Annotated in this window: 11 protein-coding genes; 9 read left to right on the top strand and 2 right to left on the bottom strand. The window is 66.0% G+C overall.

Translation table 11 applies throughout. The features are described from left to right. Positions 1-116: 116 nt before the first annotated feature. The 3 genes from FM113_RS09595 (at position 117) to FM113_RS09585 (ending at position 3,916) form a co-directional block, all read left to right on the top strand. The gene (locus FM113_RS09595; RefSeq protein ID WP_087014068.1) at positions 117-2,648 is read left to right on the top strand and encodes an ATP-dependent Clp protease ATP-binding subunit; all 2,532 of its coding nucleotides are present in this window, start codon (positions 117-119) and stop codon (positions 2,646-2,648) included. 90 nt (positions 2,649-2,738) lie between these two features. Then, on the top strand, positions 2,739-3,260 hold the full coding sequence (locus FM113_RS09590) for an amino-acid N-acetyltransferase (RefSeq protein WP_087014066.1): 522 nt from the start codon (positions 2,739-2,741) through the stop codon (positions 3,258-3,260). Between the two features lie 23 nt (positions 3,261-3,283). Continuing rightward, positions 3,284-3,916 carry a hypothetical protein gene (locus FM113_RS09585; RefSeq protein WP_087014064.1) on the top strand — a complete coding sequence of 211 codons (633 nt, stop codon included), beginning with the start codon at positions 3,284-3,286 and terminating at the stop codon, positions 3,914-3,916. 9 nt (positions 3,917-3,925) lie between these two features. On the opposite strand, the gene FM113_RS09580 is transcribed toward FM113_RS09585, so the two are convergent. Then, positions 3,926-5,434 (bottom strand): PucR family transcriptional regulator, encoded by a 1,509-nt coding sequence (locus FM113_RS09580; RefSeq protein ID WP_087014062.1) that lies wholly within the window; start codon positions 5,432-5,434, stop codon positions 3,926-3,928. Between the two features lie 141 nt (positions 5,435-5,575). On the opposite strand from FM113_RS09580, the gene FM113_RS09575 reads away from it, so the two are divergent. The 6 genes from FM113_RS09575 (at position 5,576) to FM113_RS09550 (ending at position 14,916) form a co-directional block, all read left to right on the top strand. Next, positions 5,576-6,784 carry a CaiB/BaiF CoA-transferase family protein gene (locus FM113_RS09575; protein WP_087014367.1) on the top strand — a complete coding sequence of 403 codons (1,209 nt, stop codon included), beginning with the start codon at positions 5,576-5,578 and terminating at the stop codon, positions 6,782-6,784. 79 nt (positions 6,785-6,863) lie between these two features. Continuing rightward, positions 6,864-8,024, top strand: coding sequence for an acyl-CoA dehydrogenase family protein (locus FM113_RS09570; protein WP_087014060.1), 1,161 nt, complete (start codon positions 6,864-6,866; stop codon positions 8,022-8,024). A 282-nt stretch (positions 8,025-8,306) separates the two neighbouring features. Further along, the gene (locus tag FM113_RS09565) at positions 8,307-11,129 is read left to right on the top strand and encodes an Ig-like domain-containing protein (protein WP_087014058.1); all 2,823 of its coding nucleotides are present in this window, start codon (positions 8,307-8,309) and stop codon (positions 11,127-11,129) included. A 143-nt stretch (positions 11,130-11,272) separates the two neighbouring features. Next, entirely contained in the window at positions 11,273-12,751 is a 1,479-nt protein-coding gene (locus FM113_RS09560; protein WP_087014056.1) for a SpaH/EbpB family LPXTG-anchored major pilin, read from the top strand. 107 nt (positions 12,752-12,858) lie between these two features. Beyond that, positions 12,859-13,794: a class C sortase gene (locus FM113_RS09555; protein ID WP_087014054.1), complete on the top strand. Its 936-nt coding sequence runs from the start codon at positions 12,859-12,861 to the stop codon at positions 13,792-13,794. A gap of 96 nt (positions 13,795-13,890) precedes the next feature. After that, positions 13,891-14,916 carry a CPBP family intramembrane glutamic endopeptidase gene (locus tag FM113_RS09550; RefSeq protein ID WP_087014052.1) on the top strand — a complete coding sequence of 342 codons (1,026 nt, stop codon included), beginning with the start codon at positions 13,891-13,893 and terminating at the stop codon, positions 14,914-14,916. Here FM113_RS09550 and FM113_RS09545 read toward each other — a convergent pair. Continuing rightward, positions 14,891-15,940 carry a BMP family ABC transporter substrate-binding protein gene (locus FM113_RS09545; protein WP_087014050.1) on the bottom strand — a complete coding sequence of 350 codons (1,050 nt, stop codon included), beginning with the start codon at positions 15,938-15,940 and terminating at the stop codon, positions 14,891-14,893. The genes FM113_RS09550 and FM113_RS09545 overlap by 26 nt on opposite strands. Positions 15,941-15,965 lie beyond the last annotated feature (25 nt).

Below are 15,965 nucleotides of genomic sequence, written 5' to 3'. Positions count from 1 at the left end.
TCCCAGGGCGAGGCACCGCGTCACGCCGCTGGCGAACAGGCCCCCAAAGTTCTGGTTCTGCCCGTAATCTGGGTGCATCGGCAGATCTGGACCGCGATCCGCCTGGGAGGTTATAGATGTTCGAGAGATTCACCGACCGCGCTCGCCGCGTTGTTGTCCTCGCCCAAGAAGAGGCGAAGATGCTCAACCATAACTACATTGGGACCGAGCACATCCTGCTCGGCCTGATCCACGAGGGTGAGGGCGTCGCCGCAAAGGCGCTCGAGCAGCTCGAGATTTCGCTGGACGCTGTGCGCGCACAGGTGACCGACATCATCGGCACCGGTCAGCAGCCGCCGGCCGGCCACATCCCCTTCACGCCGCGTGCGAAGAAGGTGCTGGAGCTGAGCCTCCGCGAGGCGCTCCAGCTGGGCCACAACTACATCGGTACCGAGCACATTCTGCTCGGTCTCATCCGCGAGGGCGAGGGTGTTGCTGCTCAGGTGCTCGTGAAGCTGGGCGCGGATCTGAACCGCGTCCGCCAGACTGTCATCCAGCTGCTCTCCGGCTACCAGGCCGGCAAGGAGAACGCGACTGTTGGCGCCCCGGAGCAGACTGGCGGCGAGGCGAAGGGTTCGCAGGTGCTCGACCAGTTCGGTCGTAACCTCACCCAGGCCGCCCGTGAGGGCAAGCTCGACCCGGTGATCGGGCGCGAGAAAGAGGTGGAGCGGGTCATGCAGATCCTCTCCCGCCGCTCCAAGAACAACCCGGTGCTGATCGGCGAGCCCGGCGTCGGCAAGACCGCCGTCGTCGAGGGCCTGGCGCAGGCCATCGTCAAGAACGAGGTGCCGGAGACGCTCAAGGACAAGCACGTGTACGTGCTGGATCTTGGCTCGATGATCGCGGGCAGCCGCTACCGCGGTGACTTTGAGGAACGCCTCAAGAAGGTCACCAAGGAGATCCGTAACCGCGGCGACATCATCATCTTTATTGATGAGATCCACACGCTCGTGGGTGCGGGTGCCGCCGAGGGCGCGATCGACGCAGCGAACATCCTGAAGCCGATGCTTGCTCGTGGCGAACTCCAGACAATCGGTGCGACAACGCTTGATGAGTACCGCAAGCACTTCGAGAAGGATGCGGCGCTGGAACGCCGCTTCCAGCCGATCCAGGTCGCGGAGCCATCGCTGCCGCACTCGATCAACATCCTCAAGGGCCTGCGCGACCGCTACGAAGCGCACCACAAGGTGTCGATCACGGACGGCGCGATCGTCGCCGCCGTAAACCTCGCGGACCGCTATGTGCAGGATCGTTTCCTGCCTGACAAGGCGATCGACCTGATTGACGAGGCTGGCGCACGCCTGCGCCTCTCGATCCTGTCGAGCCCGCCCGAGCTGCGTGAGTTCGACGAGAAGATCGCGGTTGTCCGTGCCGACAAGGAACAGGCGATCGAGAATCAGGACTTCGAGGCCGCGGCGAACAAACGCGACGAAGAGAAGAAGCTGATCGCCGAGCGTCTCCGCCTGGAGAAGCAGTGGCGTGCGGGTGACGTCGCCACAAACGCCGAGGTCGACGAGGGGCTCATCGCAGAGGTGCTGGCACAGGCCACGGGCATCCCCGTGTTCAAGCTCACCGAAGAAGAGACAAGCCGCCTGCGGTTCATGGAAGAGGCTCTGCACCAGCGGGTCATCGGCCAGAACGAGGCAATCTCTGCGCTCGCGAAGACGATCCGTCGTCAGCGCGCAGGCCTCAAGGATCCGAAGCGACCGTCGGGCTCGTTCATCTTCGCTGGCCCCACGGGCGTCGGCAAGACGGAGCTCGCGAAGGCGCTTGCGGAGTTCCTGTTCGACGACGAGGACGCGCTGATCTCGCTCGACATGTCGGAGTATGGCGAGAAGCACACAGTCTCGCGCCTGTTCGGTGCTCCTCCCGGGTTCGTCGGCTTCGAGGAGGGCGGCCAGCTCACCGAAAAGGTGCGCCGCAAGCCGTTCTCCGTGGTGCTGTTCGATGAGATCGAGAAGGCTCACCCGGACATCTTCAACTCGCTGCTGCAGATTCTGGAAGAGGGACGCCTGACTGACGGTCAGGGTCGCGTCATCGACTTCAAGAACACCGTCATCATCATGACCACGAACCTCGGTTCGACGGCAATTGCCGGTGGCCCGGTCGGCTTCCAGCTCGAGGGCGACTCCTCGGTTGGCTACGACATGATGAAGGGCAAGGTGAATGAGGAGCTGAAGAAGCACTTCAAGCCCGAGTTCCTGAACCGTGTCGACGACACGATCGTCTTCCCGCAGCTCACGAAGGCCGAACTGCTGCAGATCGTGGACCTGTTCGTGAAGCAGCTGAAGGATCGGCTCCTGGACCGCGACATGTACATCGAGATTTCGACGGCGGCGCGCGAGCGCCTCGCCGACATCGGGTACGATCCGACGCTGGGTGCGCGGCCGCTGCGCCGCGCGATGCAGCGGGAGATCGAGGACCGTCTCTCGGAGAAGATCCTGAGTGCCGAGTTGCTCGCGGGCGACCTGGTGAAGGTTGACCTGGCTGACGGCCAGTTCACCTTCGAGACCGAGTCGCGCTCCGCGAAGGAGCACGGTGAGACCTCCGCTTCGGCGGCGGCCGCTGTGGCCTCGACCGCGGCCACGCCGAACACAACCGCGGAGTAGTCCTAGACTTCTCGCGGAGACACGACGGCCCCCTGCTTCGGCAGGGGGCCGTCGTGCGTGTGGGGTCGTGCCCCGGACTAGACTTGGGGCATGAGTGCCGCACCCGAGATCCGCATCCGCAACGCGCGAACGGGGGACGTGATTCGCATGGTCGAGCTCATGGAACCCCTCGTAGCGCGCCGGATCCTGCTGGGTAAGGACCTCGTCGACCTGTACGCCGCGGTACCGGAGTTCATCGTCGCGATCGATGCTGAGGAGCGCGTCATCGGTTACGGCGCGGTGCACGTGATGTGGGAGCAGCTGGGCGAGGTGCGCACCCTCGGCGTCTCGGAAGCCTGGCTCGGGCGCGGGATCGGTCACCGCCTGCTCGACGCCCTTGAGGAGCGTGCTCGCGACCTGGGCCTGACGCAGCTGTTCTGCCTCACCTTCGAGACCGACTTCTTCGAACGCCACGGTTTCGCGGAGGTCGGGGAGGACACTGAGCTTGTCGCCTCTGACGTGTACGCCGAGCTCCTGCGCTCAAACGACGAGGGCGTGGCGGAGTTCCTGGATCTTGCCCGGGTGAAGCCGAATACGCTCGGCAACACGCGGATGGTGAAGCAGCTCCCCTAGGGGTTTGCGGCTACGCTGGCGCCATGTCGACCCTCCGAGAGCCCGTCGGTCCCAAAGACCGGAAGGTCTATATTCGGCGTCGTCTCCTTGTGCTCGCTGGGCTTGTGGCCCTCATCGCGGTGATCGTGCTTGTGATCGTCAAACCGGGATCCGGCAACGATGTCCCAGAGGCAGCACAGGTGAAGGTCCCGGCCGGCCTGGAAACGGAGCCCCCGAAGAACGACGCGGACGAGGACGCTGACGGCGCTGGGGCAGCGGCCTGCACGGCCGGACAGCTCCGTGTCACTCCCGTTACGGACAAGGGTGACTACGCCCCGGGCGAGCTGCCCGGGCTCTCCCTGTCGGTGGAGAACACCGGCGAGGCCGCCTGTACCGCAGATCTTGGCACGGCCGGGATGGAACTCGTGGTGGCGAGCGGCGACGACGAGGTCTGGCGATCGACCGACTGTCAGGAAAACCCCGAGTCACTCCCCGTGATTGTAGATCCGGGCAAGCCTGTGGAGAGTGAGCCGGTGCAGTGGGACCGTACGCGATCAAGCACGGAGACCTGTGCCATCACGCGAGACCCGGTGAACGCTGACGGCGCCTCCTACCATCTCCGCGTCACCGTTGCCGGGACGCAGGGCAGCGGCACCGCCCAGTTCCTCCTCTACTGACCAGAATCCCTACGCACCCAGATCCACCTCTTCGATTCGGAGCGCGAGCCACAGCTCCGCGCGGTCGTCGGCGTCGGCAAGGGTGCGTCCGGTGAGGCGTTCGATACGGGTGATCCGATCGCGCAAGGTGTTGCGGTGAATGCCGAGGGCGGTAGCTGCGGGGCCGCGCTGTCCGTCCGCCTCGTACACGGCGCGGAGTGTCCCCCGGAGGAGGGCGCGCTCCGTATCAGGGAGCGCCACGTCCTGGTGCGAGAGCGGGCCAAGCACACGCTCGCTGAGCCCGTGCGCGGTCTGCGCGGCCACACCCGCAGGGGCCCCACGATCGAGCGCAAACAGTGCCTCGAGGAACGGGGTGTCGCGGTCGGCCCAGACCACGTCGGGGACGCGTGGTGCGGCATACAGTGGCGCGGTGGGGGAGAGGCTGCGGAGCCGGGCGTGCGCCGAGCGGAGACTGTGTGAGGCGTCCTGCGGTGCCGTAGGGCGCCCAATCACTACGTCAAGCCCGTGGCTTGTGGCAACCGCGATCGCGTGCTCGGTGGCGCTCTCCGTGTCGGCGCACACCTGCCAGGCAAGCGCGAGGCCGGGTGCCCGGGGCGGGGTGGTGCCCGGGGTGATAAGGCGATCAAGCCCACTGCGCGGACGCCGCCGCCAGTCCGCGACGTCCTCCGCCGTACCCTGAACGGCCACGGCGCGCACCCGCTTCGGGAGCCGCACACGGGCCGACAAGATTTCAATTGTCGAGGGGGGCGTCTGTTCGGTGAGGAGTGCCCAGCTGAAACGTTCCCACCGTTCGCGCTCGCGCCGCTCCTCCGCACCCGCGCCGCGCAGACTGAGCCCGAGCACGATTGAGCCCGCGGCGATCGCTGAGCGGCCCTCCGGGGAAAGCGCGGCGGTGCCCGCGACGGCAAGCCGGAGCGAGCCCTCTCGGTCGAGTTTGATCGTCTCGAGTGGCTCGGTGTCCTGCGCGGCCGCGAACCCCGCGGTGCTCGCGAGAATTGCCCCATCTGAGGTCAGGAGGGCCAGGTGTTTCCCCGTCGCCTGGGCGATACTGGCGAGGACCTCCGCCGGATCTTGCTCGCCACGCGCACCGTCGAGCAAGCGTTGCTGCGCCTGCAGGGCGCTGCGCGCGGACCGCAGCTCATCCGCACGTACGAGCTCCGCGACGGCTTTGCTGACGGCGATGAACGGAACCGGGAGGGGAATCTCAAAGAGCGCGACTCGGTAGGCGCTCGCTGCCTGCACCAGGGCGGCCGGGATCTGCTCGTGATTGACGCCCACGCCGAAGCCTATTGCGGCCACCCGTGCGCGGCTGAGACTCGCGACAAAGTCCCGCCAGCGGGCATCAGCGTGTGACAGTGAGAGCCCTGTGGTGAGAATAATCTCGCCGCCCTCGAGGTACTCGCCCAGGTCGAGCAGTTCCGTGGTGGACACCCAGCTGATCTCCGGGTCGCCGGGTCCCGCCTGGACGAGGCGGAGTGCGAGATCAGGCAGTGCAAGCAATTCAGTGAGAGCGGCCATAGTGAGATTCTTGCACAGGGGTGAAACGGAAGCCTATGCAAGGACGCAGGCCGAGGCGTGCGTAGCTCGCCATACACTGGGCACAACCGGGGTGCGGCGCGCGGCGCGACACGCATCGGACGAGTAGTGAACGGGGAGTACGTGAACGACCAGACGGAGCACACCGCAGCGCAGGCGGCGGGTGGGAATGCCGGGGCACTCGCGGGAATACGCGTGGCCGACTTTTCGCGCGTGCTGGCCGGGCCGCACGCGACAATGATCCTCGCCGACCTCGGGGCCGACGTGATCAAGATTGAGAGCCCCGAAGGGGATGGCACCCGGCAGTGGAACCCGCCGAGCAACGCGATTGGCCAGAGCACCTACTTCGCGGGTGTGAACCGCGGTAAGCGCTCCGTCGTGTGTGACCTGCGTGATCCCGCGGGCCTCGAGCGCGCCCGGGAACTGGCAGCGACCGCGGACGTAGTCATCGAGAATTTCAAGCCGGGCACGATGGACAAGTTCGGGCTGAGCTACGCGGAGGTCGCCGCGGCGAACCCGGGTGTCGTGTACTGCTCAATCTCCGGTTTCGGGGACACGGAGGGGCGGGACCTCCCCGGTTACGATCTGCTGGTGCAGGCCGTTGGCGGCCTGATGAGCATCACCGGACAGGAGAGCGGCGATCCCACCAAGGTCGGTGTCGCGCTCGTCGATATCCTCACTGGCCTGAACTCGGTGATCGGGATCCAGGCAGCGCTGCGCGCGCGGGACACGGCGGGATCCGCTACGTCGGGCCAGGGACAGCACGTGAAAGTGACCCTGCTCGGTTCGTTGCTCTCCGCGCTTGCGAACCAGGCGTCCTCCACGCTGGAGACTGGTGTGTCTCCGACGCGGATGGGGAACGCCCACCCCTCAATCTCTCCCTACGAGACGTTTGACGCAGCCGATCAGGCACTTGCCTTGGCTGTGGGGACTGACGGCCAGTTCGCGCGTCTGTGCGAGGTGCTCGGGGTGCCTGAGCTCGCGAGCGACGAGCGGTTCGTGAGCAACCCGCAGCGCGTCGCGCACCGCGTGGAGCTGCGGGCGGCGCTCGAGCTGCCGCTGCGCACCCGCCCGGCTGAGGAATGGATTGCGGCGTTCACCGCGGCGAACATTCCGGCGGGCCGCGTGAACACGATCGCCCAGGCCCTCGAACTTGCTGAGTCACTTGATCTGGCGCCGGTCGCCGAGACTCCGGCTGTTGCCCCAGATGGTACGACGCACACGCTGCGCTCGGTCGCTTTGCCGATTTCGCTTTCCGGCACACCCGCCCGGTACTCGGCACCGCCGCCCGGCGTAGGCGAGCACCAGGATGCAACCTGGCGCGAGGCGTGACTGGTCCCGGCCAGCGATCAGAACTCTCCGGTTCGCCCCAAATTTCTTGACGTATCCGTTTCCACCGAAGGAGCACACAATGACCACCATTGACAACCTGTTCGACGTCGCCGACTTCGTGACTGAGGAGGAGCGCGAGTGGCAGCTGAAGGCTCGCGAGTTCGCCCAGACCCAGATCAGCCCGATCATCGATCAGGCGTTCGAGGATCGCCGCCTCCCCGTTGAGCTGCTGCCCGCCGTGGGTGAGTTCGGGGCCTTTGGCATGTACATGCAGGGCTACGGCCTCAAGGGCGCGTCCTCCGTGGCCTACGGCCTCGTGGCGATGGAGTTTGAGGCTGTCGACTCGGGCTTCCGCACCGCACTGTCCGTGCAGGGCTCGCTCGCGATGGGCGCGATCTACAAGTTTGGCTCCGAGGAGCAGAAGCAGCAGTGGCTGCCCGCAATGGGTCGTGGCGAGGCGATCGGCTTCTTCGGATTGACCGAGCCGCAGGGCGGCTCCGACCCCAACACGATGCTCACCTCCGCCCGGCGTGAGGGTGACCAGTGGGTCCTGAACGGCAAGAAGCGGTGGATCGGCCTCGCCACTATCGCAAAGGTCGGAGTGATCTGGGCGAAGGATGAGGAAGGCGTGGTCCGCGGTTTTGTGGTGCCGACCGATACCCCGGGCTTCCAGGCCACTGCGATCGAGAACAAGCTCTCGATGCGCGCTTCGTTGCAGACCGAGATCGAGCTGACTGACGTGCGGCTTCCGCTCGACGCGATCCTCCCGACGGCGAAGGGGTTGTCGGCACCTTTCAAGTGCCTGAATGAGGCACGCTACGGCATTGCCTGGGGTGTCATGGGTGCGGCCCGCTCGTGTCTCGAGGTCGCCGTGGAGCGCTCGCAGACCCGCGAGGTGTTCGGGGCGCCGATTGGTTCGAAGCAGATCATCCAGGCGCAGCTCGCGGACATGTTCCTTGAGTACCAGAAGGGCCTCCTGCTGGCGCTGCACCTCGGCCGCCTGAAGGACGCGGGAACGCTCTCCTACGACCAGATCTCGGTGGGCAAGCTGAACAACGTGCGCGAGGCCATCAAGATCGCTGGCAACTGCCGTTCGATCTTGGGCGGCGACGGCATTACGAGCGATTTCCCTGTGATGCGCCATATGGCGAACCTCGAATCCGTGCGGACCTACGAGGGCACGGACGAGGTGCATCAGCTCGTGATTGGACGTGCGCTGACGGGCATCGCTGCGTTCTAGCGCGCGCCGCGAGCAAAGCCAGTGTGATCTGGGATTATCCCAGATCACACTGGCTTTTTTGGTGCAAGAAATGGGTTCTGTGCATGTGTTATCCATAACGATCGTTGGCAAGAAATCTCTGAAAGTTTCCTGGACATTCAGGAAACTCTGTGTCTAGTCTGTGGGTATCACTGGGGGGTGGTCACACTGCACCGACGCAACGTTCAGGGCCGCGGGTTGACGCGGACATTGGCACGGCAACCGCGGGCCTCGGGTCAGCGGGTTTGGCACCGGATCGGCCTGATGGGGATCGCAGCGCTTGTCGCCGTGACAGGAATGTTCGCCCCGCAGCTTGGCGGCGCTCCCGTGCCGGCGGCGCATGCGGCCGACACCGACGCGCCCCAGATTTACAAGTTCCAGGGATTCTGGGACCGGATCGATGGTGACGTTGACGAGATTCGCGCCGACCTGGTATTGCGCGTGCCACAGGGCTACGTGAATAAGGGCACGGGAGCGCTGCAGAGCGTGAATGGCCAGCAGCTTCGTGTCGGCCATGAATACAGCGTTGGCTCGGGTCGTAAAAGCCATGCCTACATCAACACGATGCAGGGCGGAAAGGCCGGTGCGGAGGCGTGGGCGAAGAACCGGGACGAACGGTTCACAATCCATAAGGTGATCCCCTCAGGAAAATTCGACTTCCTCGTAATGTCGATCGAGGGCGACATCGACATCACGAATGCGCCGAGTGCGACGAACATTCCCGGCGGCCTGCTCTCCAATCTGAACTTCTACTTCAGCTACGCCTCCGGTGCGCCCGGTACGACGACTGGATGGATTTCCTCGGCGCTCACCACCGAGCCGGCGCCCTTCTACTGGTATTACGGCACGCGGAATGATACGTCCATCTCCGGCCCGCAGTTCCGAATCCCTTGGGACAACACCCAGGAGCTCTGGAGTGCCGGGCAGGCAAACTGGGGGCAGGTGCTCGACTATGGCCTGTCCTCGTCGGCTCCAGGCTCGCTTCCCCCGAACTCGATCGGGCTCGACCTCGTCAACAACGCCACCCGGAGCAACCCGGAGACTGGTTATGCGGGCACCGTTTCGGACAGCTTCTGGTACGCCTGGGTGCACGAGGACGGCTCGCTTGTCGAGAGCATCAACACGGGGCCGATTCGAGTGACCGGGGTGAAGCCGAGTGGCTCGTGGTACACCAACGCGAACCAGATTCCGAAAAACGTGAGCCAGGCCGATTGGCCGGGGCGCGCGGTGCTGGGCTGGACGCAAGAGCAGGCAGACCAGGGGTTGACGGGAAATGTCGCCCCCAGCGGCGAGACGAACTTCGAGGACGCCGGTGGCACGGGCTACTACCGCCTGCTCGCATGGCCCGAGGCGCGGGATCCGAATAATGTGGTTGGAGACAACGGATCTCCCCGGATCTCCTACTCCGCGGCGGACCTGTTCGATGGGAACGGGATGGTCACGCCCGAGGCGGACGCGGTCAAATGGACCACGGGTTCCGTGTACTACAAATACGAACTGCCGATCCCGGACGCCCCAGTCATCACGGTCCCGCCGGAGAACTCGCACACCAACGTCAATAACACCGTGACCATCTCGGGCACCGGAACCCCAGGACACACGATCACGCTCAAGTTCACGTCGGGCGAGACGATCACCGATTTCAACGATCCGGCGCTTGAGACGCTCGTCGACGGGCAGCACGAGGGGGTTCTCCCGGAGGATGTCGTGGTGGATTCCGAGGGGAACTGGAGCTACACCTATACCCCTGCAACGCCGCTCCCGGACGGGCCCTACACCGTCGTGGCCGCTCAGACGGATCCGACGCCTGGCTTCCTTGCGCTCACCAGTGAGATGTCGAACCCGAATGATCCCGATCCCGCCGTCGCAAGCGACTGGGGTGTCACCTTCTTCATCGACACCGTGGCCCCGGACGCGCCCGCGTTCGTGTGCCCCGCCACCCCGACCGAGGAGACAGCACCGACCTTTACTGGCTCCGGAATCGAGGCGGGCGCGAAGGTGTTCATCTCGCAGGACGGAGAGCGGATCGGTGAGGCGACCGTCACCGGAACTGACTGGTCCTACACGGTGGATCCGGCGCTCACCAACGGCACTTACGTCTTTACGGTGACACAGGTGGACGCGGCCGGCAACGAGTCGGCCGTAAGCGCCCCACCCTGTGAGCTGCGGGTGGCTGTCGCAGTGCCGGGCACCGGCGCGAAGGTCGTCGTACCCGTGCAGTACCCGGACCCGTCGCTCCCCGAGGCCGCGGTCGAGAACTGGGAGATCACGCTCACTGACGGCGACGACACCGTAGTGATGAGCGGGGGCACCCCCGCACAGCTGAAGCGCGACACCGTCTACACCGTGGGGGAGCGGCTCCGCGCGGACCCCGCACCGGAGGCCACAGCGGCGCGCTACACCCAGCTTGGTGAGCTCGTATGCGTCGACGGGGAAGGCGAGCCACTACCCAACGGCGTGGTGGACCCGGACGCGAGCACGGTGACTGTCGGATCCGAGCTTGAGGTCGCGGAACCTCTCGCCTGCACCCTGAATAACCAGGCAGCACAGGTCAGCTTCGTCACGCAGCGGCTGGGCGGCCAAACGACGGTACCAGCCGCGGGCTGGACACTCGGGGTGGTCGGTGCGGAACCAGGGTACAGCTCGGCGCTGACCGATACCGCGCCAAGCGATGTGGCGCGACCCGGCGAAGCCACGGTGTCGGCAGGGATCCCCGCAGGGCTCTCGTTGATCGGGATCCAAGCGCTCGACCTGACGCGGGCGGACTGCGCGGCGCACGCCCCGGATGCGACCGCCGCTCCACAGGACTGCTGGATCACCCTCGAGGGTGCCGGCGATCCGGCGGCGACACTCGCGCAGGGTACGCACTCCGTGTTCCGGCTCGTGGCGGCGACGCCCGCAGATCTTCCGGCCCTCCCCATCACGGGCGGGCTCGGATCCTGGGTCTTCATGGTCGGCGGGGCGGCAGTGTTCGCCCTGGCTGGTGGCACGTATCTGCGTCGCCGGCACCTCCTGACCGCAAGCCTGGGAACAGACCCGTCCGGGGGCAGCGCCGCCGGACCGAGCGATGACGGGAGGGGCGAATGAGGCACAGCACCTCGTGCCAGAGGGGGCGCTGACCTCCCACCGCACATGAGACACCCGGGCATCACGACCCAGACCAACGGAACACACTCAACTCCGTTTGTGCGCTGCTGTGCTGCGCCCAAACGGCGACGAAAGGACAGACCGTGAGGAATACACACACTCGACGACGGACGTTGACGGCGCTTGTCGGCGCCGCAGCACTCGTCATCGGCTCCACCGCACTTCTCGCCGGGCCCGCATTCGCGGCACCGGGGGACGGCGGCACCGGCACCTTGACCGTCCACAAGCTCGAGCAGCCCGAGGGCGGGGATTTCGGCCCGAACGACGGCTCCGAGATTGACGTGTCCGGCGCGAACCCGCTCGTCGCGGGCTTCACCGCCTGCACCATCGACGACATTGATCTGACGGATCCCGCGGACTGGGAGCGGCTGAAGGACATCACGCTCACGCTCGACGGCGGCGGGAACCCGATCGCGACCGAGGGCGGCACGAATCTGGCGCTCACCTGCGGCACTGAGGAGACGACGCAGGCCTCCGACGGCACGGCGGTTTTCACGTTGGACGCGGACAAGGCCTACCTGGTCTATGAGAGCACCGTCGCGGAGAACGCGATCCCGGCGGCAGCGCCGTTCCTGGTGACCGTGCCCTACCCGGGCAACGGTGAAACCGGGCAGGACACCTGGAACTACAACCCACATGTCTACCCGAAGAACACACTTGCGGGCGGCGGAGCCACGAAGGACGGCGAAATCATTGGTGACAAGGTCACCTTCGATATCGCGGTGCCGATCCCGCCGCTGGGCGCGGGCGAGACCTACACTGAGGTCCGCGTGAATGACCAGCTCGAGGCCTTCCTGACATACACCAGCGGCACGGTGACATTTACGGACGCCGATGGGAATAACGTGACGCTCGTCGCGGGTACCGATTACACCCTGACGCCGGCTGACGGTGCCGGGGCAGGCGGCGACGAGGTCGTGCTCACGTTCCTCGCACCGGGTCTGCTCAAGCTTGATGCGAACCCGGGCGGCACTGTGCACCTGCAGATCAAGGCTGACGCCACCGGCTCCGGTAGCACGGCGAACGAAGCGCAGATCACGATCAACGGCACCACGACGGATCCGGGCACCGGGCCCGAGGTTGAAGACCCCGAAGACTTCTTCTCCGGGGCGCACATCCTGAAGGAAGCGAAGAACAAGGGCGCGGCTGCGAATGTTCCGCTCGCGGGGGCAACCTTTGATGTGTACACCGCGGCTGCTGGCACAACAGATTGCCCAGCAGAGCCGGATCCCGCGGCGACCAAGGTTGTGGACGCGGCTGAGTCGGGTGCCGACGGCAAGACGCCGAATCAGGTACTGGGCGAGGGCAAGTACTGTGTCTACGAGGTCGGGGTTCCCGCCGGCTACAAGCCGATGAGCGGCGGCATGCTGCTCGAGGTCACGGGCGAGGACGCCTCCGTCACCGTGGTGAACACCCAGATCGGGGCCGACGAGGGCGATCTCCCGACGCTGCCGATCACCGGTGCGATGGGGAACATCCTCCTCGTGGCTGGTGGTGCCGCGCTTCTGCTCGTCGCCGGCGCACTGATCGCCGCGCGTCGCAAGCAGCAGCACCAGCAGTAACAGCAGAACAGGGGTGACCCCGCACGCGGTGCGGGCGTTGTGTGGCCGCCGGGCGAGACCCGGCGGCCACACCTGTTGCAGTGATCCGGCGGGGGAGAGGGCCACACATGGCGGTTACAGAGGAAGTACGTACGGTGCCGGAATCGAAGGGCACGCGACGGTGGCGTTTCGGATGGCTGAACCTCATCATCGCCGTGCTGCTCCTCGGTGGTCTGACGCTTGTTACCTATCCCACCGCGGCATCGTGGGTGTCGCAGCGAAACCAGTCGAACGTTGTGTTCGACCAGACTCGAGCCAACTCGGAGATCGCGCGTGAGGAGATCGCTCAGGCATTCGAGAAGGCACACGAGTACAACGAGGCGCTCGTGTCGGGCGCGTTCCTCGCCCCGGGAGCGAATATCGCGGAAGGTACGGGTGGGTCCCTGCCCGGTATGGTCGACCCTCATGAATACTGGAAACTGTTAAACGCCGACCCCACAGGCACGATGGCGCGGCTGCGGGTCCCGTCGATCGATCTCGACCTCCCCGTCTACCACGGGACAAGTGACGCGACGCTGCTGAAGGGCGTGGGACACCTCCAGGGAACCTCGCTGCCCACGGGAGGTGAGGGCACTCGCTCCGTGTTGACCGGCCACCGGGGCCTCGCGAACGCGACAATGTTCACCAATCTTGACCGGGTGAAAAAGGGGGATACGTTCAGCGTCGAGGTGCTCGGTGAGGTGTTCACTTACCGGGTGTTCGACCTGAAGGTCGTGGCACCGGAAGACACCGAGGAGATCCGAGCGGTGCCGGGTAAGGATCTGATGACGTTGATCACGTGCACGCCGCTCGGGGTGAATACGCACCGGATCCTCGTGACTGGTGAGCGGGTGACGCCGACACCTGCGGGCGATCTCGAAAGCGCGGGGAAGAAGCCCGAGGTCCCCGGGTTTCCGTGGTGGCTCGTGGGCTATGGGGCAGGTCTCGGCGTCGTGGGACTCTGGGTCTGGCGTTCCGGGTACATGCCGAAGCGGGCTCGTCCGGTCCCCGATACGCTGGAGTGAGACACGGAACCGGGGGATCCAGTCGCCGCCGGGATCTGACGGTATCCGTTCTCACGGTGCCCAATCTCACGGTGCCCAATCTCACGGAGGAATTCGATGACGTACCCAGCTGCCCCGCTCAGCCGTGTCCCTTGGGGTGCTGTTGCACTGTTCACGGTTCTCGCTCTGGGCTTGGCCTGGTTGATCGCCCTCCCGCTGTGGCTCGGAGACCTGTCCGAACCCGGCACCGCGGCGCTGTTTGGTCCGCTCGTGCAGGCGATGATGTTCACCCCGCTGCTGGCGACGCTTGCCGTCGTGTTTCTCCTTCGGGTGCCGCGCGGCGGGCCGGATCACCGCGGGGCTCGGCTGAGGTTCCTCGGGATGTGGCCGCTGCGGCCGGCCAAGCGGGTGGTGTGGTTCACCGTGGGGGCAATGTTTGCCCCGATTGTGGTGATCGCCGCGAGTATTGCGGTGGCGGCTGCCTTCGGCTGGGTCACACTTGATCTTGTGCACTTCTCCGGCTTCGCGGAGACGCTCGCGGCGACGGTCCCGGAGGACGCAGCCGCACTGCTGCCTCCGGCCGGGACGATCGCGCTGCTCCAGCTGCTCTCCTTACCGTTCGGAGTGATCTTTAACTGCATCTTCACCTTCGGTGAGGAGCTCGGTTGGCGGGGGTGGCTGCTCCCCGCGCTGCGCCCGCTCGGCACCTGGCCGGCGCTCGTGATTTCCGGCGTGATCTGGGGGCTGTGGCACTCACCCGTCATCCTGCTCGGGTACAACTTTGGCCTGCTCGACTGGCGCGGCGTCGCGCTGATGACGGTGGCGTGTGTGCTCTGGGGAATCCTGCTCGGCTGGTCGCGCCTGCGCACGGGGTCGGTGTGGCCCGCGGTTGTGGGGCACGCCGCGCTCAACGCGGGTGCGGCCCTGGTCGTGCTTGTCTCTGCAGCCGGCGCGGAGCTGGATCCGGTGCTCGTGCTCCCGCTCGGGGTTGCGGGATGGATCGCGGTCGCCGCAGTGATCGTGGTCCTGGTCCTGACGGGCCAGTTTTCCGAGTCTCGGCAGCCCCCGCTTGCCGATCCACGACCGCGCGTAATTCTCGCGCCTCATATGCCCGCGGCTACGCTCCCGGGTTCGGAATCTTGAGCGTGCCCGCGACGATCTCGTCGCGGAGCTCGGTGACCTCGCTGAGGACGTCCGGGTGCTCCATGATTGTGCACTCAGACTTCGGGGCCTCGGGGGTGAGGCTGACAAGCGTCATCCCCTCCTCCGCGAGGCCAAACGAGATCGTCGTTTCGGAGGAGCTCTTGCCGGCCATGATCTGACCCACCACGGTCGCGATCACGGTCTCGACGGACTTCATGGTGCCGTCCACGACCGCACCGGGTGCAAGCCGGCACTGGTTTTCGTCGACCCCGTACGCTGCGAAGCCCTGAGCCTTCGCGGCATCCATGATGCCCTCGTTCGAGCGGGCCGCAACGGCAAACACCTGGTCCGCGCCCTCGCGAGCGAGCTCCGTCGCGAGTTGGGCACCGCGCTCCGGGTTTGCGTAGGGTGCGGCGTCGGCCCCGATCACGGGGCTCGGGAGGACCTGCACCTCCGGACTCACGCTCTGTGCGCCGGCGGCGAAGGCGAGCGAGTATTTCCGCAGCAGGGGAGTGTCCTCTGCGAGTACCGCACTGACGCGCTGTGTTGTCGTGAGCCGGCCTGCCTCCACTCCGAGGAGGTAGGCAGCCTCGTGCTCACGGAACGTCGCCTGGTACAGGTTTTCCGGGGCGCCCTCCACTGTCGTGTCGATGAGGAGGAACCTCTGTTGCGGGTTCTGCTCGGCGACCGCTTTCGCGGGGGCCGCGAACGAGGCTCCAAGCATGACGATCACCTCGGGGGCTTCCGCGACGGCGGCCTCGAGGTTCGCGCGCCGTGTCGCCTCGTCGCTTGCCTCAAGCGTGCGTGCGCGACCGTCGAAGGTTCGTGCGACGGCCTCGATCCCGGCTTTGCCGGAGGTGAAGAACCCGTTTTGTCCGATCGGGTCGCTCGTGAGATACACGAAGGTGGGTCCCGCGACGGTGCTTCCCTGTTCCGACTGTGTGCCCGGGGCGCAGGAAGTCAGGAGCAGCGCCGCAGCGAGGCCGGCCGCGAGCAGCGCGGCGCGGAAGCGAGGAACATGCATGGCGGGGCCTTTCAGCGCAGCGGAT

It is taken from the genome of Leucobacter sp. 7(1) (assembly GCF_900163635.1).
In the GTDB taxonomy this organism is placed as follows: Bacteria; Actinomycetota; Actinomycetes; order Actinomycetales; family Microbacteriaceae; genus Leucobacter.
Note: the sequence above shows the minus strand (reverse complement) of the source record. Positions and strands in the feature narration are given on the sequence as shown.